Source organism: Streptomyces luteogriseus (assembly GCF_014205055.1).
GTDB lineage: Bacteria > Actinomycetota > Actinomycetes > Streptomycetales > Streptomycetaceae > Streptomyces > Streptomyces luteogriseus.
On record NZ_JACHMS010000001.1, the window covers coordinates 3263722 to 3288248 of the forward strand.

The following is a 24527-nucleotide window of genomic DNA, read 5'->3' on the forward strand; positions in this document are numbered from 1 at the left end:
GGCGTCAGCGCCTGATCAGGTCCTTCTTGCCGCAGGCGATCCCGTCCCTGCTCCGGTCCAGGCCCAAGGGATCGTCCTTGCCGTTGACCTTCAGGCGGCCGTAGTCGTTCGTCCTGAGCCACTCACAGCGTGCCGCCGTGGTCTTCTTCACCTCCGCCGGGAAGTCCGTCGGCACGCAGACGTTGATCGAGCCGTAGTGGCGGTCGCAGCCCGAGATCGTCGGGCTGACCTTCTGCGACGTCCGCTTCTTGCCGGGCTTGACGACCTTGCCCGTGGGCTCGTCCGCGAAGTCGTGGACATGGGCCGAGGCATCCGTCGCCTTGAGCGCCTGCGGGCCCTGGAGGTGCACCCACTTCGCCACCGAGGGCACGCCGTCGGCGTCGACCGCGAAGAGCATGTACCAGCCGGGCGGGGCCAGGTTGGGGTTGCTCGTGACGTTCAGGTCGACGTTGTCGCCGTCGACCGACAGCGGCAGGTCCACGAACCGCTGGTTCGGGTCCGAGGAGTGTGTGACGGCGGCCGGGCGGATCAGCTCGGCCTTGGCGATGGGCCGGTCGACGGTGATCCGCTGGGTGTCGCCGTAGTTCCACTCGGTGTCGATGACGGAGGTGATCCGCGGACGAGGGCCCTTGAAGAGGTACGGCGGGCTGTACACCGACACGTCCTGGTTCCAGGAGCCGTTGCCCGGGTTGTCGCCGGTCGTCATCACCCGGCCGTCGGGCAGCAGGAACGCCGAGGAGTGGTAGCCGCGCGCCTCGGGGTCGACGGCGACCGGGTCGAAAGTCTCCGACTCGGGGTCGAAGATCGACGTCTCGTAGACCGGGTCGGCGCGGTTGTGCAGCGCACCGCCCGTCTCCAGCACCTTGCCGTCGGGCATCAGCACCGCGGAGACGTACATCTTGCCCTGGTTCCCGGTCTGCGGGACCGGACCGTTGCCGAGGTCGACCGTGCCCTGCGGGATCGGCGGCCCGGCCACGTAGGCGGGGTTCGGCTGCTTGAGGTCGATGATGTCGGTCAGGCGGTTCGCGTCCGGGTTGGAGTCGATGTTGCCGCCGCCGAGGGTGAGGACCTTCTGGTCCTGCGCCGGGGGCAGCAGCACGCTCGCCGACTGGTCGCGCTCGTCCTTGTCGCGCAGGCCCGGCACCTGGGTGGTGGTGTTGGCGCCGTAGTCGTAGATCGCCGATCCCGTGCCCGGGATGTTGTTGCCGAAGACGTGGCTGCCCGAGTAGAAGAGGCGGCCGTCCTGCATCAGGATCATCGACGGGTACAGGCCCCAGTACGACCAGGTCTGGTTGACCTTCCACAGCGGCTGCCACTGCTGCTCGGCCTCGGAGAACAGTTCGGCGGTGACCGAGCCGGTGGAGTCCTCGCGCAGCCCACCGAAGGAGATGACGTCACCGTTGCCGAGGATCGTCGCCGACGGATACCAGTGGCCGTCGTTCATGTCGTTGGTCTTGGAGTAGGTCTCGGTCTCCGGGTCGAAGATGTACGAGTCCTTGTAGCCCTCGTAGCCGTGCCCGCCGGGCACCGGGTACGCCTTGTTGCCGCTCATCACGAGCACGCGCCCGTCCTGGAGCTGCACGTGTCCCGCGCAGAACATGTCCTTCGGCGTGGGGATGATCTTGTACGAGCCGTTCGCCGGATCGTAGACCGCCGAGGTGAAGGTGCCGGCCTCGAACATCGACTCGTCGTTGCCGGAGCCCGCGATCAGCAGCACCTTGCCGTTGTTCAGGACGACCGAGTGCATGGAGCGGACCGGGTTCTGCGTGGGCAGCACGTCCCACTTGCCGTTGGCGCACTGATCGGCGGTGCCGGTGCACTCGGGCGGCAGGACCGGGTCGGGCACCTGGTCCATGGTGTAGTCGTCGGTGGTGGCGGAGCCCGTGCCGTAGACGGAGACGCCCCAGGACATGCGGTCGGTGCCGGCGGGGACCTCGGGGGTGCGGACGGTGGCCTCGGTCCAGTTCCCGGCCAGGTCCAGCGTCTTGAGGTCGGTCCAGTACTGCCAGCCGGCCGTGGTGTCGTGCCGGAAGAGCGTGATCGCCGCGTCGGGCGTGGTCGTCTTGTACCAGAGGCCGAGGTCGTACTGCTTGCCCGGCGTCACCACCGGCGCGCACGCGGCGGACTCGGTGATCAGCGCCTTGCGGTCGCCCTCGACGCGACGGGTCAGCTCGACCTTCATCGCCTTGGCGCCGGTGTGCGCGTCGGCCGTGGTGGTGAAGGTGAAGTCGTTGTCGCCCCAGCCGGACTTCTCCCAGCAGTAGGGCATGCCGTCGGCTCCGGCGGTCTCGAAACCCGGGTTCTTGATGAGGTTGGCGGCGGAGGCGGGCTGCGGTGCGGTCAGGAGCAGCCCCGAGGTGAGGGCTGCCACGGACAGGAGTGCGGTCGTTCTGCGACGAGGTCTCACACGGCTCTCCTTGCTGTACGGCCGTCGCGCACGGGCTTCTCCCGGCCCCGGCGCGGCAGGTAGACCAGCGCTTCGGTCCCGGCGTAGCGCAGGACGAACGTCGTCACCAACGCGAGCGCGGTGGCCGACAGCACGCCCAGGTGGAACTGGTGCACGAACACCGCGATCAGCGGGATGCGCAGCACCAGGTCGGCGTTGGCGAGCAGCGCGAACCGCCCGGCCCGGTCCCACCAGCGCCGGTGCCGGCGCCGCTCGCGGAACAGCAGGTGCTCGATGAGCAGGAAATTCCAGGCGACGCCGAGCTGGTTGGCGAGGATCTCAGCCGGTACGTAGTGCATGCCGGTGGCGGTCAGCGCCCACAGGCCGACCAGGTTCGGCAGGAAGCCGGTCAGCCCGATCAGGCCGAACCCGACCATGCGCGCGACCGGGGAGGCGGTGCGCAGCCCGGCCAGGTGCCGCAGGAAGCGGAAGCCTTCCTGCGCGGTCGACTTGGACTCCCCCGCGAACCGGTCCTGGAAGACGAACGGCACCTCGGTGACCCGGCGCGGACGGCTGCGGACGGCGAGTTCGAGGAGGATCTTGTAGCCGAGCGGCTGGAGGACCTCCGCCGTGACGGCGCTGCGGCGGATCGCGAAGAAGCCGCTCATCGGGTCGCTGATGCCGTGCAGCCGGCGCGGGAACAGCGCCTTGGTCAGCCAGGTCGCCCCGCGCGAGACGAACACGCGGTAGCTGCCCGCGAGTCCGGCCCGGCTGCCGCCCTTGATGTACCGGGAGGCGACGACCAGCCCGGCGTTCGCCCGCTCGCCGGTGGCGACCAGGTCGGGCACGAGGGACGGCGGGTGCTGGCAGTCGCCGTCCATGACGACGATCCAGTCGGACGTGGCGGCCTTCAGGCCCTCGACGACCGCACCGCCGAGCCCGCCCACCGGCTCCTCGCGGTGCAGCACGGTCACCGGGAACGGGCAGTCCTGCGCCGCCTTCTCGATGACCTCGGGGGTGTCGTCGGTGGAGTCGTCCACGAAGACGACCTCGCAGGGCAGCCGGGCCGGGACGGCCTCGGTGATCTGGCGCAGCAACTGCCGCACGTTCGCCGCCTCGTTGAACGTCGGTACGACGATGGTGACGGCGCCGGGCTCGGGGATCTCGGCGGTCTCGACGACCTCGGCGGGGACAATGGACTCCTGGCTCATCGCGCGCCTCCGGCGGACGTCTTGATCTGGCGGATCTCGATGCGGTCCTCGCCGGTGCCGAAGGTGGCGACCGGGTCCGAGTGCTCCATGGCGGCCTTGACGTTGGGCAGATCGGCCGCGTCCCGCCGCACCGTCGGCGAGGCGACGACGTAGTCGAGGTCCTTCCAGCCGCGCGGCATCGTCTTCGTCACCGCCGGGTCGAGGTCGGCCTTGTAGAACCAGATGACGCCGAGGCCGGGCCGGTAGCCCTGGTGCACCAGGTCCAGCCAGAGCGCGTCGTCGACCAGCACCCGGGTGCGTTCCGGGTCCTCGACCTCCGTGGCCAGCCACTTCGACGCGGCCTTGTAGGGGGCGTTGGCGTCGGTCGTGACGGCCGTGCGGGCACCGTCGTACCAGTGCGGGACGACGTAGGCCCCGGCGGCCAGCGCGAGGACGGCGGCGAGCGTGTAACGGCCCGCGCTGACGTACCGTTTCTCCGCCTCGGAGCGCCAGCGGCGCAGCACCCCGTGGGCGACGGAGGCGGTGCCCCCGGCGAGGACCAGCGCGAGGAACGGCAGGGCCTGGATGACGTACATCGCGGGCAGGTAGCCGTTGGGGCGCAGGGCCAGCGCGGCGAGGATCGCCACCGCCAGGGCGGGTCCGGCCAGGGCGCGGGCGGTGACCGACCAGCGCCAGGTGACGAGCAGCAGCAGGGCGCCCGCGAGGCCGCCGAGGGGCAGGATCCGGTCGTAGTACAGCCACGACTGGAGCACGCCCCAGGAGCCGGAGCCCTGGTCCAGGATGAAGCCCGAACCGGGTCTGGTCATCTGGTACTTGACGCCGTCCCAGAGGGACACGTGCCCGGCGCCCGGCAGCAACTCGCCTTTGAGCAGGGCGAACAGCGGGTACGCGAAGCCGATCAGGGTGCAGGCCGTGACGGCTCCCGTGAGGGCGAACTTGCGGGTGTCCCGATGGCTGTGGCGCCACATGGTGAGGAACAGGGCGGGCAGGACGACGAGCATCGTCTCCTTGGTGAGCACGGCCGTGGCGGCCGCGATGCCCGCTCCGAAGTGGTGCCAGAGGTGCCGGCTCGGTGAGGCGGCCAGCGTGAAAGCCAGCAGCGTCCACATCACCGCGAGGTTGTCGAGGAAGATCTCCCGCTGGAGCACGATCGACAGCGGCGACAGCCCGAAGAACACCATGCCGAGCGCGGCCGCCCAGCGGGGCAGCGCCAGGCGCCGGCCCAGCACGAAGATCAGGACCGCGCTGATGCCGCTGATCACCAGCATCGCGGCGCGCATGGTGCCCACCGTCATCGACTCGGGGCTGATCAGCGCGGGGATCCAGGTCAGCACGGCGATCTGGATCCAGCCGAGCGGCGGATGGTCGTACCAGTAGGTGTAGTGGGCGAGGCCGTTGCCCTGCTGGACCGACCAGGCCTGGGCGAGATAGGTGCCCTCGTCGTCGCTGAGGGCCGGGTAGTCGGCGATGTTCCAGCCCTGTACGACGAGGATCGCCGCAAGGAGGAGACCGCACAGGATCAGGTCGGGCCGGGAGGAGCGCAGCCGGCTCGGCGGCTCGATCCGTCGGTGCGTACCGGTGCGGGGCGCAGGCCGGCGCTGCGCGGGGACCTTCGGACTGGTCACCGCGGGAAGGGTGGAGGTCACGCGGGAACGTCCTCTCGGGTCACGGCCTGCCGGGTCACGGCCGTCTCGTCGAGGTGGGCCCCGACATGGCTGGTCAGCTCCCAGTCGTTGCGGCCGCGCTGCTCACGCCACACGGCCCGCACGGCCGCACCGGCGAGCAGGACCTGGTAGAAGGGGCCGCCCACGATCAGCTTCAGGTAGTGCGCGAAGCGGACGCGCAGCCCGTACTGCTTCCCGAAGTCGTGCAGTCCGACGATCTCGAAGACGAAGGTGACCAGGGCCGTGACGGCCGGCAGGAAGGTGATGAAGGCGATGCCGACGGGCACGTCCAGGAACAGGGCGATCGCCACGTTGAGCGGGATGATCAGGCCGGTGAAGGCCTGCATGAACGGCGTCATCAGGGTGTAGCGGGCGAGCAGCCGCTGCCCGAGGGTGGGCAGTTGCTTCCAGTCCTTCTTCCGGTACACCTGGAGGAACCCCTGGTTCCAGCGGGTGCGCTGCTTCAGCAGGGACATCAGCGAGCCCGGGGTCTCCTCCCGGGTCACCATGTCGGAGTCGTAGGCGACGACGACCTTCTTGCCGATGCTGGACAGGCGCACCCCCAGGTCGCAGTCCTCGGCGAGGCAGTTCGGGTCCCAGCCGTCGGCTTGTCTGAGGACGTCCGTGCGGACGAAGACGGTGTTGCCGCCGAGCGGAATGAAACCTTTCTGCGCGTGCAGGTGCAGACGCGAGCGGAACCAGAAGAAGTACTCCAGGCAGTTGCGCAGGCTGTACCAGCTGGAGTGGAAGTTGATCAGCTGCACCCCGCCCTGGACGACGTCCGCGCCGGTGGTGCGGAAGGCGTGGTCGACGTGGGCGAGGAGCTCGGGGTGGACCTGGTCCTCCGCGTCGAAGACCCCGACGACGTCGCCGCGGCAGTGCGGCAGCGCCGTGTTCATGGCCTTCGGCTTGTTCTTCTTCTCGTGCGTGTCGACGACGACCCGCACCCGCGGGTCACGCGCGGCTGCCGACTCGGCCACCGCGGTGGTCTCCGGGTCGTCGTGCCCGACGATCACGATGATCTCGAAGTCGGTGTGGCTCGATTCCAGCAGCCGCTGGATCGTGTGGTCCAGCACCGCCTGTTCGTGCCGTGCGGGCAGCAGCAGCGAGAAGGAGACGTGCTCGTCCCCGTCCGGACTGCTGAACCGCGTGGAGGCGAGCACTTCCGGCGTACGCCAGGCGTGCATCTGCCACCACAGGGTGAACGCCGCCATCCAGAAAAGGGCAAGTGAAACGGCAGCGATGAAGACAGACGTCAGCAAGCAGATCCCCCCAGATCCCAGAACCCCCGGTCGCGACGGTGGGCCGATCCGGCCTCGTCCGCCACGTCACTGTGCAGAGATTAGGGGGGAACTGTGAAGCCTGGGGGCTGTTCAGATAAAGACCATGTTTCCGTCGATACGTGACTTCAGCCACTCAAGACGGTACGCAGCCGGTCAGGTTCGGTCGTCGGGGCGTCGCATGTGAAGTTACGGCAGACGTACGCGGCCGGTTCACCGCCGACCAGCGGACGGTCCGCGAGCAGCGGGAACTCGTCGCTCCCCGGAGCGCCCGCAGCGACCACCGCACCGGGCGCGGTCCCCAGAAGTGCCGTGCGGTGCAAGGCCCTTGTGCCCTCGTCGTCCAGCGCCGGACCCACGACCGCGACCTCACGCGGACCGTCCAGCACCGCCTCCGCCGCGGCCAGCCCCCAGCCGATGAAGCGGGGCACCCGCGGCCCGAGCGCCTTCACGACGCCCAACGCCCGCTCGGCGGCGGTGCGGTGAGGCTCGGAGCCGGTGTGCGCGGCGTAACTCAGCAGGGCGTTCGCCGCGGCCGTCCAGCCTGACGGGGCCGCGTTGTCGGTCGGGTCCTGCGGGCGGCGGATCAACTGCTCGGCGTCGGCCGCGGTGTCGTACAGCGAGCCCGACTCCGGGTCGGTGAAGCGGGCCAGGACGTGATCGAGCAGGAACCCGGCGAACTCCAGCCAGACACCCTCCCCGGTGACGGACGCGAGCGCGAGGAAGCCCTCCGCCACATCCGCGTAGTCCTCCAGGACACCCGCGTTGGCGCCCGCGTGGCCGTCCTTGCTGGTGCGGGTGAGCCGGGCCTGCTCGTCCAGATGCAGCCGGACCAGGAGGTCGGCCGCGGCGACGGCGGCCTCGACCAGGTCGGGCCGGTCGAAGTAGGCGCCGGTCTCGGCGAGCGCGGCGATCGCGAGGCCGTTCCAGGCGGCGACGACCTTGTCGTCCCGGCCGGGAGCGGGCCGCCCGGAGCGCGCCGCCAGCAACCGCTCCCGGATGGAGGCGACCCTTCCCGCGTCGACGAAGCCGTCCCGCACGGGCAGTTGGAGGACGGACGCGCCCTCCTCGAAGGTCCCCTCCTCGGTCACCCCGAAGTGCTGGGCCGCGAGCTCGGCGTCCTGCTCGCCGAGGACCTCCCGCAACTGCTCCGGCGTCCACACGTAGTACGCGCCCTCGACGTGCCGGCCCGTCCCGTCGTCGCTGTCGGCATCCAGCGCGGAGGCGAACCCGCCCTCGTTCGTGCGCAGTTCACCCACCATGAAGTCGGCGGTCTCCAGGGCGACGCGCCGCGCGAGCTCCGAGCCGGTGGAGCGCCAGAGATGGGCGTAGACCCGGCACAGCAGGGCGTTGTCGTACAGCATCTTCTCGAAGTGCGGCACGACCCAGTCGCGGTCGACGGAGTAGCGGGCGAAGCCACCTCCGAGCTGGTCGTACATCCCGCCCCGGGCCATCCGCTCACAGGTGTCCCGCGCCATCTGCAGGGCTCCCTCGGCGCCGGTGCGGGCGTGGTGGCGCAGCAGGAACTCCAGCACCATGGACGGCGGGAACTTCGGCGCCCCGCCGAAACCGCCGCGCTGCGGGTCGTACTCCCGCGTCAGCCCGAGCAGCGCCTGCGCGAGCTCCTCCGCACCGGGGGTCTGCGCGTCGCCGTAGGAGATCTCCCGCCCGGCAAGATCCCGGACGATCTTCTCGGCGACCTCGGTCACCTCGTCCCGCCGCTCGTCCCACGCCTGGTGCACGCCCTGGAGCACCTGCCGGAACGACGGCATGCCCTGGCGGGGAGCGGGCGGGAAGTACGTACCGAAGTAGAACGGCTCGGCGTCCGGGGTGAGGAACACGGTCATGGGCCAGCCGCCCTGCCCGGTCGCCGCCTGCACGGCCTCCATGTAGACGGCGTCGACGTCGGGGCGCTCCTCGCGGTCGACCTTGATGTTGACGAAGTGCTCGTTCATGAAGGCGGCCGTCACCTCGTCCTGAAAGCTCTCCTTCGCAAGGACATGGCACCAGTGGCAGCTCGAGTACCCGACACTCAGGTGTACGGGGATACCCCGCCGACGCGCCTCCTCGAAAGCCTCTTCCGACCAGGGCCACCAGTCGACGGGGTTGTCGGCGTGCTGGAGCAGGTACGGGGACGTCTCATGAGCCAGTCGGTTCGGCATGCTTCCATCCTGCCTCACAGCGGCCACCCGACCGCGGAACCCGCCCCTCGCCCCTCTCCGCCGCCGGCGTCACGCCAGACCGGCTCGAGGCGACTGTGGTGCCATGTGTGACTCCCTTTGACGCCGGGACGCACGACGTAGTGGATCACGACCGACGCGATCGTCTCTCGCTTCTCTGCATCCGTCATCCCTTTCTGCCAGCGTCGCCGCGTGATCTCCGACGGCCGCACGTGGGTCGGAGCCTCTTGGAACAGCAGGCGCTCGAGGGCTTCGTCGGCCAACGGCCCGCTGATGCTGCACCGCCTGCAGGAGCGACATGCATACGCGTAGGGACTCCGCCGGCTTCTCCCCTTCTGGGCACACAGGGGGCCTCCGCAGATCTCTCCGTTTGGAAGCCGTGCACCACAGCGCAGGAAGCCACTGGCGAGACGGCTGGGGGCGGTGGTCCTCATGGTGCGTCTCGGAGCAGCGCTACCGCGGTGCATGTAGAGGTTTCCGGGAGAGAACGTGGCACACGCCGCCCTCCACTGCTCCGGCGTCACCACGGGCTCCCACCGGCCGAGAACTGGTTCCCCCGTCTCCGGCAGAAGCAGCAACTCGCCTCTGTTGGCTCGGTAGCCACACACTCGGGGCGCCGTCATGATCTGAGTGACCGTCTGGGCGTTGGGGCTTCCGCCCCGTGTCCCGGTCACTCCGAGATCGCACCATTCCCGTGCGATGGCGCGCACCGCCTTCCCCCCGACACGGTCGGCCACAGCTCTGCGGATCAGTGCCGCCTCGACCGGATGAAGTGTGAGCCTGTCGTCCTGCCAGCCGAAGGGCCTCGGACCGCTGTGTGGCACCCCCTCCACCGCACGGGCCCAGTGCCAGTCCGATACACGCCGGCTTCTCACGCGCGTCTCGGTCATCGCGGTCTCCAACGACCGCACAGCCCGCAACATTTCCTCCTGGGAGTACGGGTCTCGCATGCCCTGCGGATCCACGTAGACGCGCCCCGGCCTGCTGGTCAGCGCGGCAAAGAACCGGGCAAGGTCCTCCGGACGGCGATACAGCCGGTCGTCCGCGACGCAAACGACACCTCGGATCGCTTGACCACCGGCCGTGCATCCGGCCGACAGCACGGCAACGAGGGCGTCGAACCCAGGCCTTGGCGCATTTTCCTTCGAAGCGCTGCGACCGTTGTCGGTGTACGCGGCGACGATCAGGCAACCGTGTTCCCGGGCTGTCCGCTCGTTGATCCGCAGCTGATGACGCACACCATGGCCGTCCCGTTGCCGGAAGGCTTCGGACGTACGGGCGTAGGACACGACTCGGATCCTGCCGTCCCCTTGCCCCTGCGCGTGACCAGTCATTATTCCCCCGTTCGACAGTCAGCCCACCACTCGCACCAACGAGCGAGTGACTCGTAGGTCACCGGAACCGCACCGTTGATCGTCGCCCCCTCGCGCTCACGCCTCCCACCAAGGACACTCGTAGACACAGGAGTTGCCGCCGGAGGGGGACCTGACATGCGGGACAGTCATCGGGCGGAGGCCGAGCGGCTGTTGGCGCGGGCCGTCGAGGAGGAGGTGCGCCGCTCGGGCGGGCGCAGTGACGGGAAGGTGCTGCTCGCACGGGCGCGCGGAGGGCTCGACGCGATGGCGCTGAGCGCGGCCGAGGAGTACGAGGCCTACACGCGTGCCCTGGACGAGGCGTCCGCCGGGCAGCTGACCTTCGGGCAGCGGTACGCCCGTGAAGGCGCCGGGACGCCGCTGCTGGTGGCCGGCGTGGCGGCCGTCGCGGCCGTGGTCGCCGACATGGCGCTGGGCACGGGGACCGGGACCGCTCTCGGGGCGGGTGTGACGGTGGGGGTCGTGGGGGCCGCGGCGACGGTGGTGAAGGTGGTCGGGTCGCATGTGCCGGCCGCCAGCCGGCGCGCCGGGGCCGCGAGCCAGCCCGGCGGGCCCGAACAGCTGCGGCTCCAGTGGCTGACGGCACTGGAGGTGCGGGGCATCCGGCCGTTCCTGGACCAGCAGCGCGTCCTCGCGGCCTCGACCGGGCCGAAGAAGACGGCGCCGCGGCTGCGGGGCGCGGACAAGAGCGCGGCGGCGCGCGGGCGCAATGTGCTGGAGCAGTCCTTCGCGCAGCTCCCGGGGCCGGCGGAGCCGTTCGCCGGGCGGCGGCACGAGCTGGCGCAGATCCGGCAGTGGGTGCAGTCGGCCCGGGCGAGCACGGAGACGCAGCCGACCGTGGTCGTGCTGCACGGTACGCCCGGGAGCGGCCGTACGACGCTCGCGGTGCACGCCACGCACGAGCTGAAGGACTACTTCCGCGGTGCCTGCGTCGTCGACCTGCGCGCCGACGGGCCGGGCGAGTCGCCGCTGTCCACCCGCGACGCCCTGCTGCATCTGCTGAACCGGCTCGGCGCGCCCCGCGAGCAGTTGCTGTTCCGTGAGCGCTCCTCCCCCGACCAGCAGGTCAAGCGGCTGGGCGAGCTCTACCACCAGCATCTGACGGGCCTGCCGGTCACGGTCGTCCTCGACGACGCCGCGGACGCGGAGCAGATCCGCGCCCTGGTCCCGGAGCGGTCCGACAGCCTGGTGCTGGTGACCGCGCGGGGCCCGCTGGAGCTGGCGGGCCTGCCCGCGCGGGTGCATCAGCTGGCGGTCGCGCCGCTGGACGCCGCGGGTGCGGAGGAGCTGCTGGGCGCGGCCGCGCAGGATCGTTCCGGGCCGTACGATGCGGAGTCCGCGGACCGGGTCCGGGAGCTGTGCGGCGGGTTGCCGCTGGCGTTGCGCATCGCGGGTTCGTGCCTGGGCCCGCGCTCGCCTCGCGCGCTCGCCACCGACCTCGAGGCCTACGGCCCGGTCGAGCCGGTGGAGCGCGCCCTGTGGCTGCGCTACACCGACCAGCCCGAGACCGTACGCCGGCTGCTGCGCCGGCTCGCCCTGGCCGGGCGGGCCTCGCTGGGGGCCGCCGCGGCCGCCGCGCTGCTGGCCACGGACGAGGCGGAGGCCAAGCGCCATCTGGAGGTCCTGACCCGCGCCGGTCTGATCGACCACGTCCGGGGCGACCGCTACCGGCTGCACGACCTGGTCCGTTCCTTCGCCCAGGCCCGCCTCCTCGACGAGGAGGATCCCGCCGAGCGGACGGCGGCGCAGGAGCGGCTGATCGTGAACTACGCCGAGCTGGCGGACTCGGTGCTGCGGATGGTCGACGGCAACATGTCGACCCGCACCAACCGCTTCAGCCCGTACGGCTTCACCTCCCTCGACGAGGCGCTGCGCTGGCTGGACGACGAGTCGAGCTTCATCACGGCGGCGCTGCGGCACGCCGAGGGCGTGGACCAGGCGGCGGTGCTGAACCTGCTGGGCGCGCTGTGCGACTACTGCCTGCTGCGGGGCGACCTCTACCGCCTGGGCGAGATCAGTGAGCTGGCGCAGGCGGTGGACGAGGGCCTGCTGGTCCGCTCGGTGCAGTGGCGCACCGGTATCGCGGCCCGGCAGCTGGGCGAGCTGGACAAGGCCCGCACCACCCTGGCCTCGGTCGTCGACCTCTACCGGGAAGCCCACCACGACGCGGGTGCCGCCCGCGCCCTGTGCTCCCTCGGCATCACCCTGCACCACCAGGGCAATCTGACGGAGGCGTCGGCGAAGCTCCGCGAGGCCCTCGCCCTGCAGTCCTCGCCCGAGCTGGCGACGGACCGGGCGTGGACGATGCACGCTCTCGCGGCGGTGGAGCGGGACCGGGCCCGAGTGGCGGAGGCGCTGGAGCTGCTGACCGAGTCGCTGGTGCTGCACCGGGCGGGCGAGTCGGTGCACGGCCAGGCGTGGGCGCACTTCCAGCTCGGTCAGCTGGGCCTGCGCATGGGCGACGTGCCACGCGCCGAGTCGGAACTGCGGGCGGCCCTGGAGCTGTACGGGCGGACCCGTGACGCCCGGGGTGAGGCCTGGGCGCTGACGCAGCTGGCCCGGGCGCTGCTGGTCGCCGGGGACGCGTCTCCGGCGGTGGAGGAGCTGCGCGGGGCGGCCGCCCGGCACCGGGACAACGAGGACGCGCGCGGTGAGGCGTGGACGCTGTACTACCTGGGCCAGGCCCTGGAGGAGACGGGCGATCTCGATCAGGCCGTCCGCGAGCTGGAGCGTGCCCGCACGATGTTCTCCCGTATGCGGGACGTGTACGGTCTGGCCTGCGCCCGCCACCACTCGGCCCGCGTCACCCGCGACCAGCGGGCGGCCCAGACGGGCTCCCTGCGCAATTCCGGCTTCGCCCGGCAGCTGCTGGTCGACGCCCGGGCCGACTTCCAGCGCATCGGCGTGGCCCACGGCGAGGCCTGGACGTGCCTGGAACTGGTGATCGTGGACGCGGGCAACGCCCGCACCCAGCAGGCGCTGGCCCTGTGCGACGAGGCGGTGGAACTGTTCGCGTCCTACGGCGACCGCCGGGGCGAGGACTGGGCCCGCTTCCTGCGCTGCACGCTGCTGCCCTACGCGGCCCCGGGCGGCACGGAGGTGGGTACGGCGGTGGCGCAGGAGGAGCTGGCCCGGTTGTCCCGCGCGAGCCACGGGTTGCGCGACCGGAAGCTGGAGGACTACCTCGACGCGTACCAGCTGCTCCTGGAGCGGGGCGTGACCCTGGAGGCGGGCTGGCAGGCCTGGCGACTCGGCATGGTGCCGAACCGGCACGCCCGCGAGGTGATGGGCGTCGCGGTGGAGTCGAAGGCGTAGGCCGCGGGGCCGGGCCCGCACCCCCCGGGGGGACGCCCCGGCGCGAGAGGCGGACCCGTCGGCGGCGCTCGGTGCCGGGCCACCGACGGGTGCTGTCCCCTGAGGTGGGGCGTCAGCCTTGCTTCTTGCCGACCTGGCCGGAGGGCTCCGCGTCAGCGTCCGCGTCCGCCGGGGTCTGCTCCGGCTGCTCGGCCTTCGGGTCCGGGACCTGGGTGAAGTCGACCCGGTTCATGTGCCGGCTCATGGACTTCATCAGGGCCCACACCGCCAGGGCCATCGCCGCGAAGACGATGAAGCCGAGGACGCCGGGGGTGACCTTGTCCTCGTCCACCTCCTTGGCGAAGGAGACGAGGTGCGTCATTGCCAGGCTTGCGCTTGCGCTCATATCAGGCATTGTCGCGGATGCCCGCGAAGAGGTCGTCCTCGGGGAGGGAGGTATCGACGAGGGCCTTCGCCAGCTCGTACTCCTCCGTCGGCCAGACCTCCTTCTGGATCTCCATGGGCACCTTGAACCAGCCGCCGTCCGGGTCGATCTGCGTGGCGTGGGCGATCAGCGCCTTGTCACGGATCTCGTAGAACTCGGCGCAGGGGATGTGCGTGGTGAGCGTGCGCTGCTTCATGCCGAACTCCTCCCAGCGCTTGAGCCAGTCCCCGTAGGGGGACTCCAGGCCGCGGTCGAGCATCGCCTGGTGCAGGGCCTCGGTGCGCGGGCGGTTGAAGCCCTGGTTGTAGTAGAGCTTCTGGGGCTGGTAGGCGGGGCCGTACTCCGCCTCCGGGTACTTCTCGGTGTCCGCGGCCGACTCGAACGCCACCATGGAGATCTTGTGGGTCATGATGTGGTCGGGGTGCGGGTAGCCGCCGTTCTCGTCGTAGGTGGTGATCACCTGCGGACGGAAGGCACGGATCCTGCGCACCAGTTCACCGGCCGCGTGGTCCACGTCCTCCAGGGCGAAGCAGCCCTCCGGCAGCGGCGGCAGCGGGTCGCCCTCGGGCAGGCCCGAGTCGACGAAGCCGAGCCATTCCTGCTTGACGCCCAGGATCTCCCGGGCCTCGTCCATCTCCTTCTTGCGTACCTCGTGGATGTGCTCCTCGATGTACGCGTCGCCCTGGAGCTTCGGATTGAGGATGGAGCCGCGTTCCCCGCCCGTGCAGGTCACGACCAGCACGTCCACCCCCTCGGACACGTACTTCGCCATGGTCGCAGCGCCCTTGCTCGACTCGTCGTCGGGGTGGGCGTGAACGGCCATCAGTCGCAACTGGTCAGTCAAGACTCAATCCTCAGTAAGTCGGCGCCCTGTGTGCGTCGGCGCAATCAGCGGCTTCTATAGTGACCGAATCGGGGGGCGAATAATTCCGGGGCCCGGTCCCGGAGCCCCTTCCGGGACCTTCGTCCCGGCCCTGCCAGGAGGACGATCATGAGTACGGCGAGCACGCGACCGCCCGAGGGCCGATACGGCCGCTCCTCGGACGAGCGCGCCGACCGCACGCTCAAGGTCGTGGGCATCGTCCTCGCGGTGGCGCTGCTGGGCATCGTCGGCTGGTTCGGCTACCACTACGTCGCCAAGAGCGAGATCAGCGCCGAGGTGATCAGCTTCGAGCCGGGCAAGGAGTCCGTGCAGGTGCATCTGGAGGTCCGCAAGGACGCCGGCACCGACGGCTACTGCACCGTGCGCTCGCAGGCCGAGAACGGGGCCGAGGTGGGCCGGGCCGACTTCCGCTTCGACGGGGACGGAACCCGCATCGACAAGGTCGTCACGCTCCGCACGACCTCCCCGGGGACGACGGCCGAGCTGCTGGGCTGCCACGCCGGCTGAACAACGGCCGGGTGTCACCTGGAATACGTAGTGCCTGACCTGCATTGACGTGAATCTGGTGCCTTATGTCCTCCCCCTTGAGCCCCTGAATTGTTAGGCTCGTGGTTTCGCCCTTCCGTGAAGGAACATTCTTCTGGGTAGGGCGATGCTTTGTATTCCCAGTACCTACGAGGAGCACCTGTGACCCAGACCAGCGAGAACGTCACCTGGCTGACCCAGGAGGCGTACAACAAGCTCAAGGCTGAGCTTGAGCACCTTACTGGTCCCGCGCGGGCGGAGATCTCCGCGAAGATCGCCGCTGCGCGCGAAGAGGGCGACCTGCGTGAGAACGGCGGGTACCACGCGGCCAAGGAGGAGCAGGGCAAGCAGGAGCTCCGTGTGCGCCAGCTCACCCAGCTCCTCGAGAACGCCAAGGTCGGCGAGGCACCCGCGGCGGACGGCGCGGTGGCGCCCGGCATGGTCGTCACGATCGCGTTCGACGGCGACGAGGACGACACGCTGACGTTCCTCCTCGCCTCCCGCGAGTACGCGAGCTCCGACATCGAGACCTACTCGCCGCAGTCCCCGCTGGGCACCGGCGTGATCGGCCACAAGGTCGGCGAGGACGCGGAGTACGAGCTGCCGAACGGTAAGAAGGCCCTGGTGAAGATCCTCAAGGCCGAGCCGTACGAGAGCTGACCCGCCCCCTTCCGAGCCCTGATCCGCCCCCGGTGTCGCTGCGGCACCGGGGGCGTTCTCATGCCGTCGCCGAGCGGTACTTGCGCACCGCCAGGGTCCGGAAGACCACCAGGATCAGGATCGAGTAGATCAGCGAGGCCCAGACGGGGTGCTGCATGGGCCAGGCGTCTGACGTCGACTGACCCGGGTTGGCGAAGAGGACCCGGCAGGCCTGGACCGTGGCACTGAAGGGGTTCCACTCGGCGATGTGGCGCAGCCACGGGGTCATGTGACTGGTGTCCACGAACGCGTTGGAGATGAACGTGACGGGGAAGAGCCAGATGAGGCCGCTGGACGTGGCCGCCTCGGGGGTCCGGACGGACATGCCGATCAGGGCGCCGATCCAGGTGAACGCGTAGCCCAGCAGGAGCAGCAGGCCGAAGGCGGCGAGGACCTTGGCTGCGTTGGTGCTGCCGTTCGAGCCGACGCGCCAGCCGACCAGCAGGGCGACCACGGCGAGGACCACCAGGGTCAGGGCCGTCTGCACGGAGTCGGCGAGGGTGCGGCCGGTGAGCACCGCGCCGCGCGCCATGGGCAGGGAGCGGAAGCGGTCGATGAGGCCCTTGTGCATGTCGTCGGCGATGCCGGCGCCGGAGCTGGCGGTGGCGAAGGTGACGGTCTGCGCGAAGATGCCCGCCATCAGGAAGTTCTTGTAGTCGGCGGCGCTGGTGCTGTCGCCGATCTGCATGGAGCCGCCGAAGACGTAGGTGAACAGCACCACGAACATGATCGGCTGGATCAGCCCGTAGATGATCATCTCGGGGATCCGGGACATGCGGATCAGGTTGCGTTTGGCGACGACCATCGAGTCGCGGATCGACTGGCTGACCGGGTTCGCGGTGGGTGCGACCCGCACGGTGTCGGTGACGGCGCTCACTGGGTGGCCTCCTTGTCGGTCTCCTGGTCCTTGAGCTCGGCCACGTGTCCCGTCAGGGACAGGAAGACGTCGTCGAGGGTGGGCCTGCGCAGGCCGATGTCGTCGATCTCGATGCCCCGGGTGTCCAGTTCGCGGATGACCTCGGCGAGGAGCTTGGCGCCGCCGGTCACGGGGGCGGTGATCTTGCGCATGTGCTCCTCGACCGTGGTCTCGCCCTTGCCGAAGCCGGCGAGGACCTCGGCGGCGCCCTGGATGTGCTCGCGTTCGTGCACCACGACCTCGACGCGCTCGCCGCCGGTGCGGGCCTTGAGCTGGTCGGAGGTGCCCTTGGCGATGACCTTGCCGTGGTCGACCACCGCGATGTCGTGCGCCAGGTGGTCGGCCTCCTCCAGGTACTGCGTGGTGAGCAGCAGGGTGGTACCGCCGGAGACCAGTTGCTTGATGACCTCCCACAGCTGCTGACGGTTGCGGGGGTCGAGGCCGGTCGTCGGCTCGTCCATGAACATCACGGGCGGCGAGACGACCAGGGCCGCCGCGAGGTCGAGGCGGCGGCGCATGCCGCCCGAGTAGGTCTTGGTGGGGCGGTCGGCGGCGTCCGCGAGGTGGAACTGCTCCAGCAGCTCGGCCGCGCGTTCCTTCGCCGCCTTCGCCCGCATCTGGTAGAGCCGGCCGACCATCTGGAGGTTCTCCCGGCCGGTCAGGTATTCGTCGACGGCCGCGAACTGGCCGGACAGGCCGATGGAGCGGCGGACCGCGTCGGGCTGCTTGAGCACGTCGATGCCCGCGACGACCGCCCGCCCGCTGTCGGGCCGCAGCAGGGTGGTCAGGCAGCGGACGGTGGTGGTCTTGCCCGCGCCGTTCGGCCCGAGCAGGCCGAGGACCGTGCCTTCGGGCACGTCGAGGTCGACGCCGTCCAAGGCCTTTACGTCACCGAAGGTCTTGACCAGACCTTCGGCGTAGATGGCGCCTGGCATATGAGTCTCCACGTCTTCGGGGATGACCGGACAGATGTCCGGTGAAGCTTCTCACCGACACACCATAACGCGATGTATCGCGTCTCGCGATGAGCTTTTCCGTGTTGCGCTCCGTGAGACGAAAGGATCTTGGGCCGGCTCGGGAGCCGGATGGGCCGAGGACCGTGTGACCGGCAGCCGATGCCGGGCCCTGGCCATGGGCTCAGCCGATGACCATGGCCTTGCGATCAGCCGGTGACCGATGGTGCCGGGTCAGCCGGTGACCGATGACGTTGGTCAGCCGGTGACCGACGGCCTTGGTCAGCCGATGACCGTGTAGCCCGCCTCGCGCAGCGCCTGACCCACCTCGGCGCAGTGCGCCGGCCCCTTCGTCTCCAGGTGCAGCTCGACCTCCGCCTCCGTGAGCCCGAGCCGTGGGTCGGTTCGGACGTGGCTCACATCCAGGACGTTAGCGTCGACCACTGACAATGCGCCCAGAAGAGTGGCAAGAGCACCCGGCCGGTCCGTCAGCCGGAGGCGGACCGCCAGGTAGCGGCCCTGGGCGGCCATGCCGTGCCGCAGGACCCGCTCCATCAGCACCGGGTCGACGTTGCCGCCGGACAGCACCGCCACGACCGGCCCCTCGAAGGCGCCCGGCTCACTCAGCAGTGCCGCGACCGGGCTCGCCCCGGCCGGCTCCACGACCAGCTTGGCCCGCTCCAGGCACAGCAGCAGCGCGGCGGACAGCTCGTCCTCACTGACCGTGCGCACCTCGTCGACCAGCTCGCCGACGATCCCGAACGGCACGTCACCGGGCCGCCCGACCTTGATGCCGTCGGCCATCGTCGCCGGGTTCTCGATCGCCACCGGCCGGCCCGCCGCCAGCGAGGGCGGGTAGGCCGCCGCGCCCGCCGCCTGCACGCCCACCACCCGTACGTCCGGCCGCAGCGCCTTCGCCGCCACGGCGATCCCGGCGGCCAGCCCGCCCCCGCCGATGCCGACGAGGATGGTGCGCGCCTCGGGGCACTGCTCCAGGATCTCCAGACCCACCGTGCCCTGGCCCGCGATGATGTCGGGGTGGTCGAAGGGGTGGATGAACACCGCGCCCGTCTCGGCCGCGTACTCCTGCGCGGCGGCCAGCGTCTCGTCGACCACCTGGCCGTGCAGCCGCACCTCGGCCCCGTAGTCCCGGGTGGCGCTGACCTTGGGCAGCGGGGCTCCCTTCGGCATGAACACCGTGGAGCGCACGCCGAGCAGGGCGGACGCGAGGGCGACGCCCTGCGCGTGGTTGCCGGCGCTGGCGGCGACGACACCGGCGGCGCGCTCCTCCGGCAGCAGACCGGCGATCCGGACGTACGCGCCGCGCAGCTTGAAGGAACCCGTCCGCTGGAGGTTCTCGCACTTGAGATGCACCGGTGCACCGACCATCTGGGACAGGTGCCTGCTGCCCTCCATCGCGGTCACCCGCGCCACACCCGAGAGCATCTTCTGCGCGCCGCGCACGTCGTCGAGGGTGACGGGTCGAAAGGAGTCAGCCGTGCTGTAGCTCATGACTCCAGCATCGCAGTTCACAGGCGGGAACGACCGTTGTGACCAACCTCCGAGACCCGCTTTGCGCAGCGCCGGTACGGCCCGCCTTCCAGCCGCGTACCCTGTCCCCCAATCTGCCAGCCCTCCACGAAGTGAGCCCCCGGCCATGCCCACAACACCTGAAATGTCGATGGACATGACGACCGTCGGTGACACCGGTCTTCTCGACACGCTGCAGCACGAGGTGGCGCTGTTCGCCCGCCGTGCCGAACAGACCCGGCTCGGCGGAGTCGGGCAGGTGCGCAACTCCATGGACCGCGCCGCGTACCTGCTGCTCAACCGCCTCGACAAAGAAGGCCCGATGGGCGTCAAGGCACTCGCCGCGAGCATGGGGATCGACTCGTCGACGGTCACCCGGCAGGTGGCTCCCCTCGTCGACACCGGCCTGGTCAAGCGCACCTCGCACCCCGAGGACGGGCGCGCGGTGGTGCTCCAGCTGTCCCCGCGCGGGCAGGCCCGCCTCGAGGAAGTGCGCTCCTCACGGCGCCAGTTGATGGCCGAGCTGACCCACGACTGGGAGCCCGACGAGCGCGAGGCGTTCTGCGGCCTCCTCACGCGCTTCAACACCGCGCTGTCCTCCCGGATGGCGGCGCAGGGGGTGCCCGGGCCGGAGGCACAGCCGGAGGCCTGAGCGCCGTACCGCAGGGAATCCGGTGCCACGGCCCGGGCTCCACGCGTGCGTGGCGCCGCCCGAGCCGTGCGCGGCTCTTGACCTCGGGGCCGTACCTGGCCTGATATGAGACCGGGCCCCCGTCGCGCGCGGCCGGGTGCCCGCATCCTCAGGGTCGCCGTCAGGCGGGAGGCGCGGTGCTGGAGCGGCATGCGTCCCGGGCCACCCGTCGCGCCCGGGAGTTCGAGGCGTTCGTCGCGGGCGCGGCCGGGCGGCTGCTGCACGCCGCCACACTGCTCACCGCGGAGGCCCCCGACGACAACCCTCGCGCGCGGCGCCTGCTGACGCTGTCGTTGGCGCACACCTACGCGTGCTGGGACCGGCTGCGCGGCGAGGATCCGTACGACCGCACCCGCCAGTACCTGGCCACCCGCTTCGCGCGCGGCACGTGGCATCACTACGGCGCGCTCGGCCGCTCCCGGCCGCATCCCGCGAGCCCCCTGGCCCCGCTCACCCCCCAGGAACGGCTGATCCTGGTCCTCAGGCTCTACGAGGGCGTCGCCGAGGAGCAGACGGCGGCCCTGCTCGGCCTGTCCCCCGAACGTGTGCGGGCGATCTGCCACCGGGCGACGTCGGTCCTGCTGCACCGGCCGCGGGGCCCGGCGCCCGCGGTGACGGCCGCGAAGGCGGTGCGGTCATGAGCCCGTCCGGCGCCCGGGAGACGACATGAGCGGGAACGACCGCGAGGCGGCCGTACGACGGCTCCTGGAACAGGCGCCGCGCCCCGTACCGCCCGAGATCCACACCGAGGCGGTGCGCCGCGGCGGGCGCATGCTGCGGCGCAGGGCGCTCGCCCGCCGCATGATGTGGCTGCTGCTGTGCGCGGCGGCCGTGGCGTTCACCGTGTGGGCGCTGACCGCCCGCCCGTGGGTGGAGCCGCCGTCCGACACGACTCCACCCCTCACCGGCTGGTGACCCCGCGCGGGGGGCCGGTCTAGCCGAGCGCCTGCTGCAGGTCCTCCAGCAGGTCCTCGGCGTTCTCGATGCCGACGGACAGGCGCACCAGGTCGGCGGGGACCTCCAGGGCCGAACCGGCCACGGAGGCGTGCGTCATGCGGCCGGGGTGCTCGATCAGCGACTCGACGCCGCCCAGGGACTCGCCCAGCGTGAAGATCTTCGCGCGGTTGCACACCTCGACGGCCGCCTCCTCGCCGCCCGCGACGCGGAAGGAGACCATGCCGCCGAACGACTTCATCTGCTTGGCGGCGACCTCGTGACCGGGGTGCTCCGGCAGGCCCGGGTACAGCACGCTCGTCACGCGCGCGTGACGCGTGAGCATGTCGGCGATCTTGACGGCGTTCTCGCTGTGCCGGTCCATGCGCACGGAGAGGGTCTTGGTGCCGCGCAGCACCAGCCAGGAGTCGAACGGCCCGGCGACCGCGCCCATCGCGTTCTGGTGGAAGGCCAGTTCCTCGCCGAGGCCGGCGTCAGCGGTGACCAGGGCGCCGCCGACGACGTCGGAGTGACCGCCCATGTACTTGGTCAGCGAGTGCACGACGACGTCCGCACCCAGCGACAGCGGCTGCTGGAGGTAGGGCGTGGCGAAGGTGTTGTCGACGACGAGGCGGGCGCCCGCGTCCCGGGCGACCTGGGCGACGGCGGCGATGTCGGTGATGCCGAGCAGCGGGTTGGAGGGGGTCTCCACCCAGACGACCTTGGTCTTCGGGGTGAGGGCGGCCCGCACGGCGGCCGGGTCGCTGGTGTCGGCGACCGACCACTCCACGCCCCAGCGGGCGACGACCTTGGCGAACAGACGGAACGTGCCGCCGTACGCATCGTTCGGGATGACCACGTGGTCCCCCGGGCTGAGCAGCGTACGCAGCAGGCAGTCCTCGGCCGCCAGCCCGGACGCGAACGCGAACCCGCGGCGGCCGCCCTCCAGGGCGGCGAGGTTCTCCTCCAGCGCGGTCCTGGTGGGATTGGCGCTGCGGCTGTACTCGTAGCCGCCGCGCAGTCCGCCGACGCCGTCCTGCTTGTAGGTCGAGACCTGGTAGATCGGCGGGACGACCGCGCCCGTCAGGGGGTCGGCGGTGTTGCCCGCGTGGATCGCGAGCGTCTCGAAGTGCTGACTGATGTGCCTGTCGCTCATGAGCACCGAGGGTAGTGCGCCGACGCGACGCGTGCCGGGGTACGGGGCGAGCCGCGGTTCTCCACAGGTCGCGGGACGGGTCGGGCCCGGGTTTTCCACAGGTTCCGGGAGCAGGTTGGCCAATTGTCGGCGCGGTCTGGTTCGCTTGTTGCATGGAGATTCTGTGGGTCCTGATCGCGCTGGTCATGCTGGGCTTCGTGCTGCTCCCCTTCCTGCGGCGCAGGCGCGGCGGTGCGATAGGGCTGGTCTCCCCCGACCACCCGGACGCGGCGGACCCGGCGAACTACGGCTTCGTCCTGGAGGAGGAGCTCGACATCCGCATGCCCGGCCCCGACCAGGACCTGCTGGACGTCCTGGACGTGGTGCAGCGCACGCAGGACTACCGCGCCGCGCAGCAGCTCCTCGCGGGCACGGAGACGGAGGGCGAGCGGCGCTGGCAGCGCGTGCAGGCCTTCGCGGGCGCGGCCTCGCTGGAGCTCTCGCGGCGGCCCGGCGGGGTGAGCGAGGCGCCGGGCGGGCAGTGGCTGCGCGTGTGGCGGGCCGAGGCACCCAAGGACGCGGGCGGTGCGGCGGTGCACGCCGAGTTCCTGGTGCAGCAGGCGTGGCGGACGGCGACGCCGGGCACGGACGAGTTCCGGATCATCATGGAGGAGGCGAGGACGGCGTGCGGTGACGCGGCGCTGCTCGCCCCCGGTGACCCGATCCCGTACATCGTGGAGCTGTCGGTGGCCCGCGGGCTCGGCTACTCCCAGAAGGACTTCGAGCAGGTCTGGCTGAAGATCCTGGACCGCGCCCCGGCCCACATGGGCGCGCACCTGGCCGCGCTGCACTACTGGTGCGAGAAGTGGCACGGCTCCCGTGCCGAGGCGTACGCGTTCGCCGAGGCCGCGGCGGCCCGCGCGCCCAAGGGCTCCCTCCTCTCGGCGATGCCCCTCTTCGCGGTCTTCGAGCACCTCCCCGAGGTGACCCTGGTCGCGAACTTCTGGCAGAGCGAGGTCGTCACGAAGGCGGTGCACGGCGCGCTGCACGCGGTGCACTCGGCCCGTGCCGACGACCCGATGCTGGCGCATGTGCGGCACATGCTGGTCTTCTTCCTGGTCCGCGGCGAGCGCTGGTCGGAGGCCATGAACCAGCTGATACACATCGACGGCCACGTCGGCGCCCTGCCCTGGACCCTGTCGGCCGACCCGGCGGCGGAGTTCGCGGTGTACCGGGCGCTGGCGGTGGCGGGCTACGAGGCGAACGGCGGCAGCCCGGCGAGCCTGCCGCACTGAGCCACCGGGCCCGGAACCCGCCCGGGCCCTGCCCGCGAACCGCCGGAATTCCGGGTGGTCGCGGCGCGTTGTGGAGGGCGTCGCGCCGATTGGAGACCGCATGTTCCTGCACAGCCGTACGCCTCAGCTGCCGACCGCCGAGCAGGCGCTGCCCGGGCGCCCGGAGCCGGCGTTCACGGTCCCCGACCGCCACACCGTCCTCGGTACCCCGCTGCTCGGCCCGTACCCCGAGAACCTGGAGACCGCCGATTTCGGCCTGGGCTGCTTCTGGGGCGCCGAGCGGAAGTTCTGGCAGCTCCCTGCCGGTGTCTGGACGACCCTCGTCGGCTACCAGGGCGGTCACACCGAGAACCCCACGTACGAGGAGGTCTGCTCGGGGCTGACCGGCCACACCGAGGTCGTGCGGGTGGTCTTCGACCCGGAGCAGATCTCGTACGAGCGTCTCCTGAAGACGTTCTGGGAGTCCCACGACCCCACGCAGGGCTTCCGCCAGGGCAACGACGCGGGCACGCAGTACCGCTCGGCGATCTACACCCACACCCCCGCCCAGGAGGCCGCCGCCAAGTCCTCCCGCGAGGCGTACCAGAAGGTCCTGACGTCCTCCGGCTACGGCACCGTCACCACGGAGATCGTCACGGCCGAGGGCCGCCCCTTCTACCCTGCGGAGGGTTACCACCAGCAGTACCTGGACAAGAACCCCGCGGGCTACTGCGGCATCGGCGGGACGGGCGTGTCCTGCCCGGTCGGGGTGGGCAGGACCGGTGGCTGACCCTGAGAGCTTCGGCGGGGGCTGGATCTTCGAGGAGGGTCTGCGGCCGTTCTGCGAGACCATCGCGGAGTTCTCGGGCTACGAGTTCGACGACTTGGACTGGCAGGCCGTCGGCAACGCCCTGCCCCACACCGACGTCGAGAAGCCCGACGGCTGGTACGACTACCCGCTGTCGGGCCGGGTGCCGCTAACGCTGCTGGTCGCGGACGACCCCGGCTCGGCCGTGGTCTTCGTCCGGGTCACGGGCAACCCCGACGGCCGCACGCGGGCACAGATCGAAGCGGCCCTGCACATCTTCAGCATGTACACCGTGCGCTGACGGTCCGTTCCCGAGGTACGGGGCTGCTGCGGGTGCCCGGTCAGCC

21 protein-coding genes are annotated in these 24527 nt (G+C 70.9%); 9 read left to right on the forward strand and 12 right to left on the reverse strand.

Going from position 1 to position 24527, the window contains the following annotated elements; all coding sequences use genetic code 11:
- Positions 1-4 precede the first annotated feature (4 nt).
- The 6 genes from BJ965_RS13990 to BJ965_RS40430 all read right to left on the reverse strand — a co-directional run bounded on the left by BJ965_RS13990 (position 5) and on the right by BJ965_RS40430 (position 10055).
- A complete protein-coding gene (locus BJ965_RS13990; protein ID WP_184908943.1) occupies positions 5-2407 on the reverse strand; it encodes a galactose oxidase-like domain-containing protein in 2403 nt (800 codons plus the stop codon).
- A complete protein-coding gene (locus tag BJ965_RS13995; RefSeq protein ID WP_184908944.1) occupies positions 2404-3597 on the reverse strand; it encodes a glycosyltransferase in 1194 nt (397 codons plus the stop codon). The genes BJ965_RS13990 and BJ965_RS13995 overlap by 4 nt, the downstream gene beginning before the upstream one ends.
- Positions 3594-5243 (reverse strand): ArnT family glycosyltransferase, encoded by a 1650-nt coding sequence (locus tag BJ965_RS14000; RefSeq protein ID WP_184908945.1) that lies wholly within the window; start codon positions 5241-5243, stop codon positions 3594-3596. The genes BJ965_RS13995 and BJ965_RS14000 overlap by 4 nt, the downstream gene beginning before the upstream one ends.
- On the reverse strand, positions 5240-6523 hold the full coding sequence (locus BJ965_RS14005; RefSeq protein ID WP_184908946.1) for a glycosyltransferase: 1284 nt from the start codon (positions 6521-6523) through the stop codon (positions 5240-5242). Before BJ965_RS14005 ends, BJ965_RS14000 begins: the two co-directional genes overlap by 4 nt.
- A 146-nt stretch (positions 6524-6669) precedes the next feature.
- Positions 6670-8703 (reverse strand): thioredoxin domain-containing protein, encoded by a 2034-nt coding sequence (locus tag BJ965_RS14010; RefSeq protein ID WP_184908947.1) that lies wholly within the window; start codon positions 8701-8703, stop codon positions 6670-6672.
- A gap of 14 nt (positions 8704-8717) precedes the next feature.
- The gene (locus BJ965_RS40430; protein ID WP_376777918.1) at positions 8718-10055 is read right to left on the reverse strand and encodes a recombinase family protein; all 1338 of its coding nucleotides are present in this window, start codon (positions 10053-10055) and stop codon (positions 8718-8720) included.
- Between the two features lie 156 nt (positions 10056-10211).
- Here BJ965_RS40430 and BJ965_RS14020 point away from each other — a divergent pair, with 156 nt between their 5' ends.
- On the forward strand, positions 10212-13409 hold the full coding sequence (locus BJ965_RS14020; protein ID WP_184908949.1) for a tetratricopeptide repeat protein: 3198 nt from the start codon (positions 10212-10214) through the stop codon (positions 13407-13409).
- A gap of 112 nt (positions 13410-13521) precedes the next feature.
- Here BJ965_RS14020 and BJ965_RS14025 read toward each other — a convergent pair whose 3' ends face one another.
- On the reverse strand, positions 13522-13803 hold the full coding sequence (locus tag BJ965_RS14025) for a hypothetical protein (RefSeq protein WP_184908950.1): 282 nt from the start codon (positions 13801-13803) through the stop codon (positions 13522-13524).
- The gene (gene mca / locus BJ965_RS14030) at positions 13796-14677 is read right to left on the reverse strand and encodes a mycothiol conjugate amidase Mca (RefSeq protein ID WP_184908951.1); all 882 of its coding nucleotides are present in this window, start codon (positions 14675-14677) and stop codon (positions 13796-13798) included. The genes BJ965_RS14025 and mca overlap by 8 nt, the downstream gene beginning before the upstream one ends.
- Positions 14678-14824: 147 nt before the next feature.
- Between mca and BJ965_RS14035 the strand changes: the two genes are divergently transcribed.
- Together BJ965_RS14035 and greA are read left to right on the forward strand one after the other, a co-directional pair.
- Positions 14825-15223, forward strand: coding sequence for a DUF4307 domain-containing protein (locus BJ965_RS14035; RefSeq protein ID WP_184908952.1), 399 nt, complete (start codon positions 14825-14827; stop codon positions 15221-15223).
- Positions 15224-15403: 180 nt separating this feature from the next.
- Positions 15404-15901 carry a transcription elongation factor GreA gene (gene greA / locus BJ965_RS14040; protein ID WP_030842446.1) on the forward strand — a complete coding sequence of 166 codons (498 nt, stop codon included), beginning with the start codon at positions 15404-15406 and terminating at the stop codon, positions 15899-15901.
- Between the two features lie 58 nt (positions 15902-15959).
- Here the strand turns inward: greA and BJ965_RS14045 are convergent, their stop codons facing one another.
- The 3 genes from BJ965_RS14045 to ilvA all read right to left on the reverse strand — a co-directional run bounded on the left by BJ965_RS14045 (position 15960) and on the right by ilvA (position 19321).
- The gene (locus BJ965_RS14045) at positions 15960-16817 is read right to left on the reverse strand and encodes an ABC transporter permease (RefSeq protein ID WP_184908953.1); all 858 of its coding nucleotides are present in this window, start codon (positions 16815-16817) and stop codon (positions 15960-15962) included.
- A complete protein-coding gene (locus BJ965_RS14050) occupies positions 16814-17791 on the reverse strand; it encodes an ATP-binding cassette domain-containing protein (RefSeq protein WP_184908954.1) in 978 nt (325 codons plus the stop codon). The genes BJ965_RS14045 and BJ965_RS14050 overlap by 4 nt, the downstream gene beginning before the upstream one ends.
- A gap of 300 nt (positions 17792-18091) precedes the next feature.
- On the reverse strand, positions 18092-19321 hold the full coding sequence (gene ilvA, locus BJ965_RS14055; RefSeq protein WP_184908955.1) for a threonine ammonia-lyase: 1230 nt from the start codon (positions 19319-19321) through the stop codon (positions 18092-18094).
- Positions 19322-19484: 163 nt separating this feature from the next.
- Between ilvA and BJ965_RS14060 the strand changes: the two genes are divergently transcribed.
- From BJ965_RS14060 to BJ965_RS14070, 3 genes are all read left to right on the forward strand, one after another.
- Positions 19485-19991 (forward strand): MarR family winged helix-turn-helix transcriptional regulator, encoded by a 507-nt coding sequence (locus tag BJ965_RS14060; protein WP_184917142.1) that lies wholly within the window; start codon positions 19485-19487, stop codon positions 19989-19991.
- A gap of 176 nt (positions 19992-20167) precedes the next feature.
- Positions 20168-20671, forward strand: a complete 504-nt coding sequence (locus tag BJ965_RS14065) for a sigma factor-like helix-turn-helix DNA-binding protein (protein ID WP_184908956.1) — start codon at positions 20168-20170, stop codon at positions 20669-20671.
- A 25-nt stretch (positions 20672-20696) separates the two neighbouring features.
- Positions 20697-20945: a hypothetical protein gene (locus BJ965_RS14070; protein ID WP_184908957.1), complete on the forward strand. Its 249-nt coding sequence runs from the start codon at positions 20697-20699 to the stop codon at positions 20943-20945.
- 19 nt (positions 20946-20964) lie between these two features.
- Here the strand turns inward: BJ965_RS14070 and BJ965_RS14075 are convergent, their stop codons facing one another.
- A complete protein-coding gene (locus tag BJ965_RS14075) occupies positions 20965-22119 on the reverse strand; it encodes a cystathionine gamma-synthase (RefSeq protein WP_184908958.1) in 1155 nt (384 codons plus the stop codon).
- Between the two features lie 152 nt (positions 22120-22271).
- On the opposite strand from BJ965_RS14075, the gene BJ965_RS14080 reads away from it, so the two are divergent.
- The 3 genes from BJ965_RS14080 (at position 22272) to BJ965_RS14090 (ending at position 24481) form a co-directional block, all read left to right on the forward strand.
- Entirely contained in the window at positions 22272-23393 is a 1122-nt protein-coding gene (locus BJ965_RS14080) for a hypothetical protein (protein ID WP_184908959.1), read from the forward strand.
- 100 nt (positions 23394-23493) lie between these two features.
- Complete coding sequence (gene msrA / locus BJ965_RS14085) at positions 23494-24162, forward strand: peptide-methionine (S)-S-oxide reductase MsrA (protein ID WP_184908960.1); 669 nt, start codon at positions 23494-23496, stop codon at positions 24160-24162.
- Positions 24155-24481, forward strand: coding sequence for a hypothetical protein (locus tag BJ965_RS14090; RefSeq protein WP_184908961.1), 327 nt, complete (start codon positions 24155-24157; stop codon positions 24479-24481). The genes msrA and BJ965_RS14090 overlap by 8 nt, the downstream gene beginning before the upstream one ends.
- The last annotated feature ends 46 nt before the right edge of the window (positions 24482-24527 follow it).

Coding starts and splice junctions, on each gene's coding strand:
- BJ965_RS13995 (WP_184908944.1), bottom strand. CDS start 3,597: ATGAGCCAGGAGTCCATTGTCCCCGCCGAGGTCGTCGAGACCGCCGAG.
- BJ965_RS14010 (WP_184908947.1), bottom strand. CDS start 8,703: ATGCCGAACCGACTGGCTCATGAGACGTCCCCGTACCTGCTCCAGCAC.
- BJ965_RS40430 (WP_376777918.1), bottom strand. CDS start 10,055: ATGACTGGTCACGCGCAGGGGCAAGGGGACGGCAGGATCCGAGTCGTG.
- BJ965_RS14020 (WP_184908949.1), top strand. CDS start 10,212: ATGCGGGACAGTCATCGGGCGGAGGCCGAGCGGCTGTTGGCGCGGGCC.
- BJ965_RS14025 (WP_184908950.1), bottom strand. CDS start 13,803: ATGCCTGATATGAGCGCAAGCGCAAGCCTGGCAATGACGCACCTCGTC.
- BJ965_RS14035 (WP_184908952.1), top strand. CDS start 14,825: ATGAGTACGGCGAGCACGCGACCGCCCGAGGGCCGATACGGCCGCTCC.
- BJ965_RS14050 (WP_184908954.1), bottom strand. CDS start 17,791: ATGCCAGGCGCCATCTACGCCGAAGGTCTGGTCAAGACCTTCGGTGAC.
- ilvA (WP_184908955.1), bottom strand. CDS start 19,321: ATGAGCTACAGCACGGCTGACTCCTTTCGACCCGTCACCCTCGACGAC.
- BJ965_RS14060 (WP_184917142.1), top strand. CDS start 19,485: ATGTCGATGGACATGACGACCGTCGGTGACACCGGTCTTCTCGACACG.
- BJ965_RS14070 (WP_184908957.1), top strand. CDS start 20,697: ATGAGCGGGAACGACCGCGAGGCGGCCGTACGACGGCTCCTGGAACAG.
- BJ965_RS14075 (WP_184908958.1), bottom strand. CDS start 22,119: ATGAGCGACAGGCACATCAGTCAGCACTTCGAGACGCTCGCGATCCAC.
- BJ965_RS14080 (WP_184908959.1), top strand. CDS start 22,272: ATGGAGATTCTGTGGGTCCTGATCGCGCTGGTCATGCTGGGCTTCGTG.
- msrA (WP_184908960.1), top strand. CDS start 23,494: ATGTTCCTGCACAGCCGTACGCCTCAGCTGCCGACCGCCGAGCAGGCG.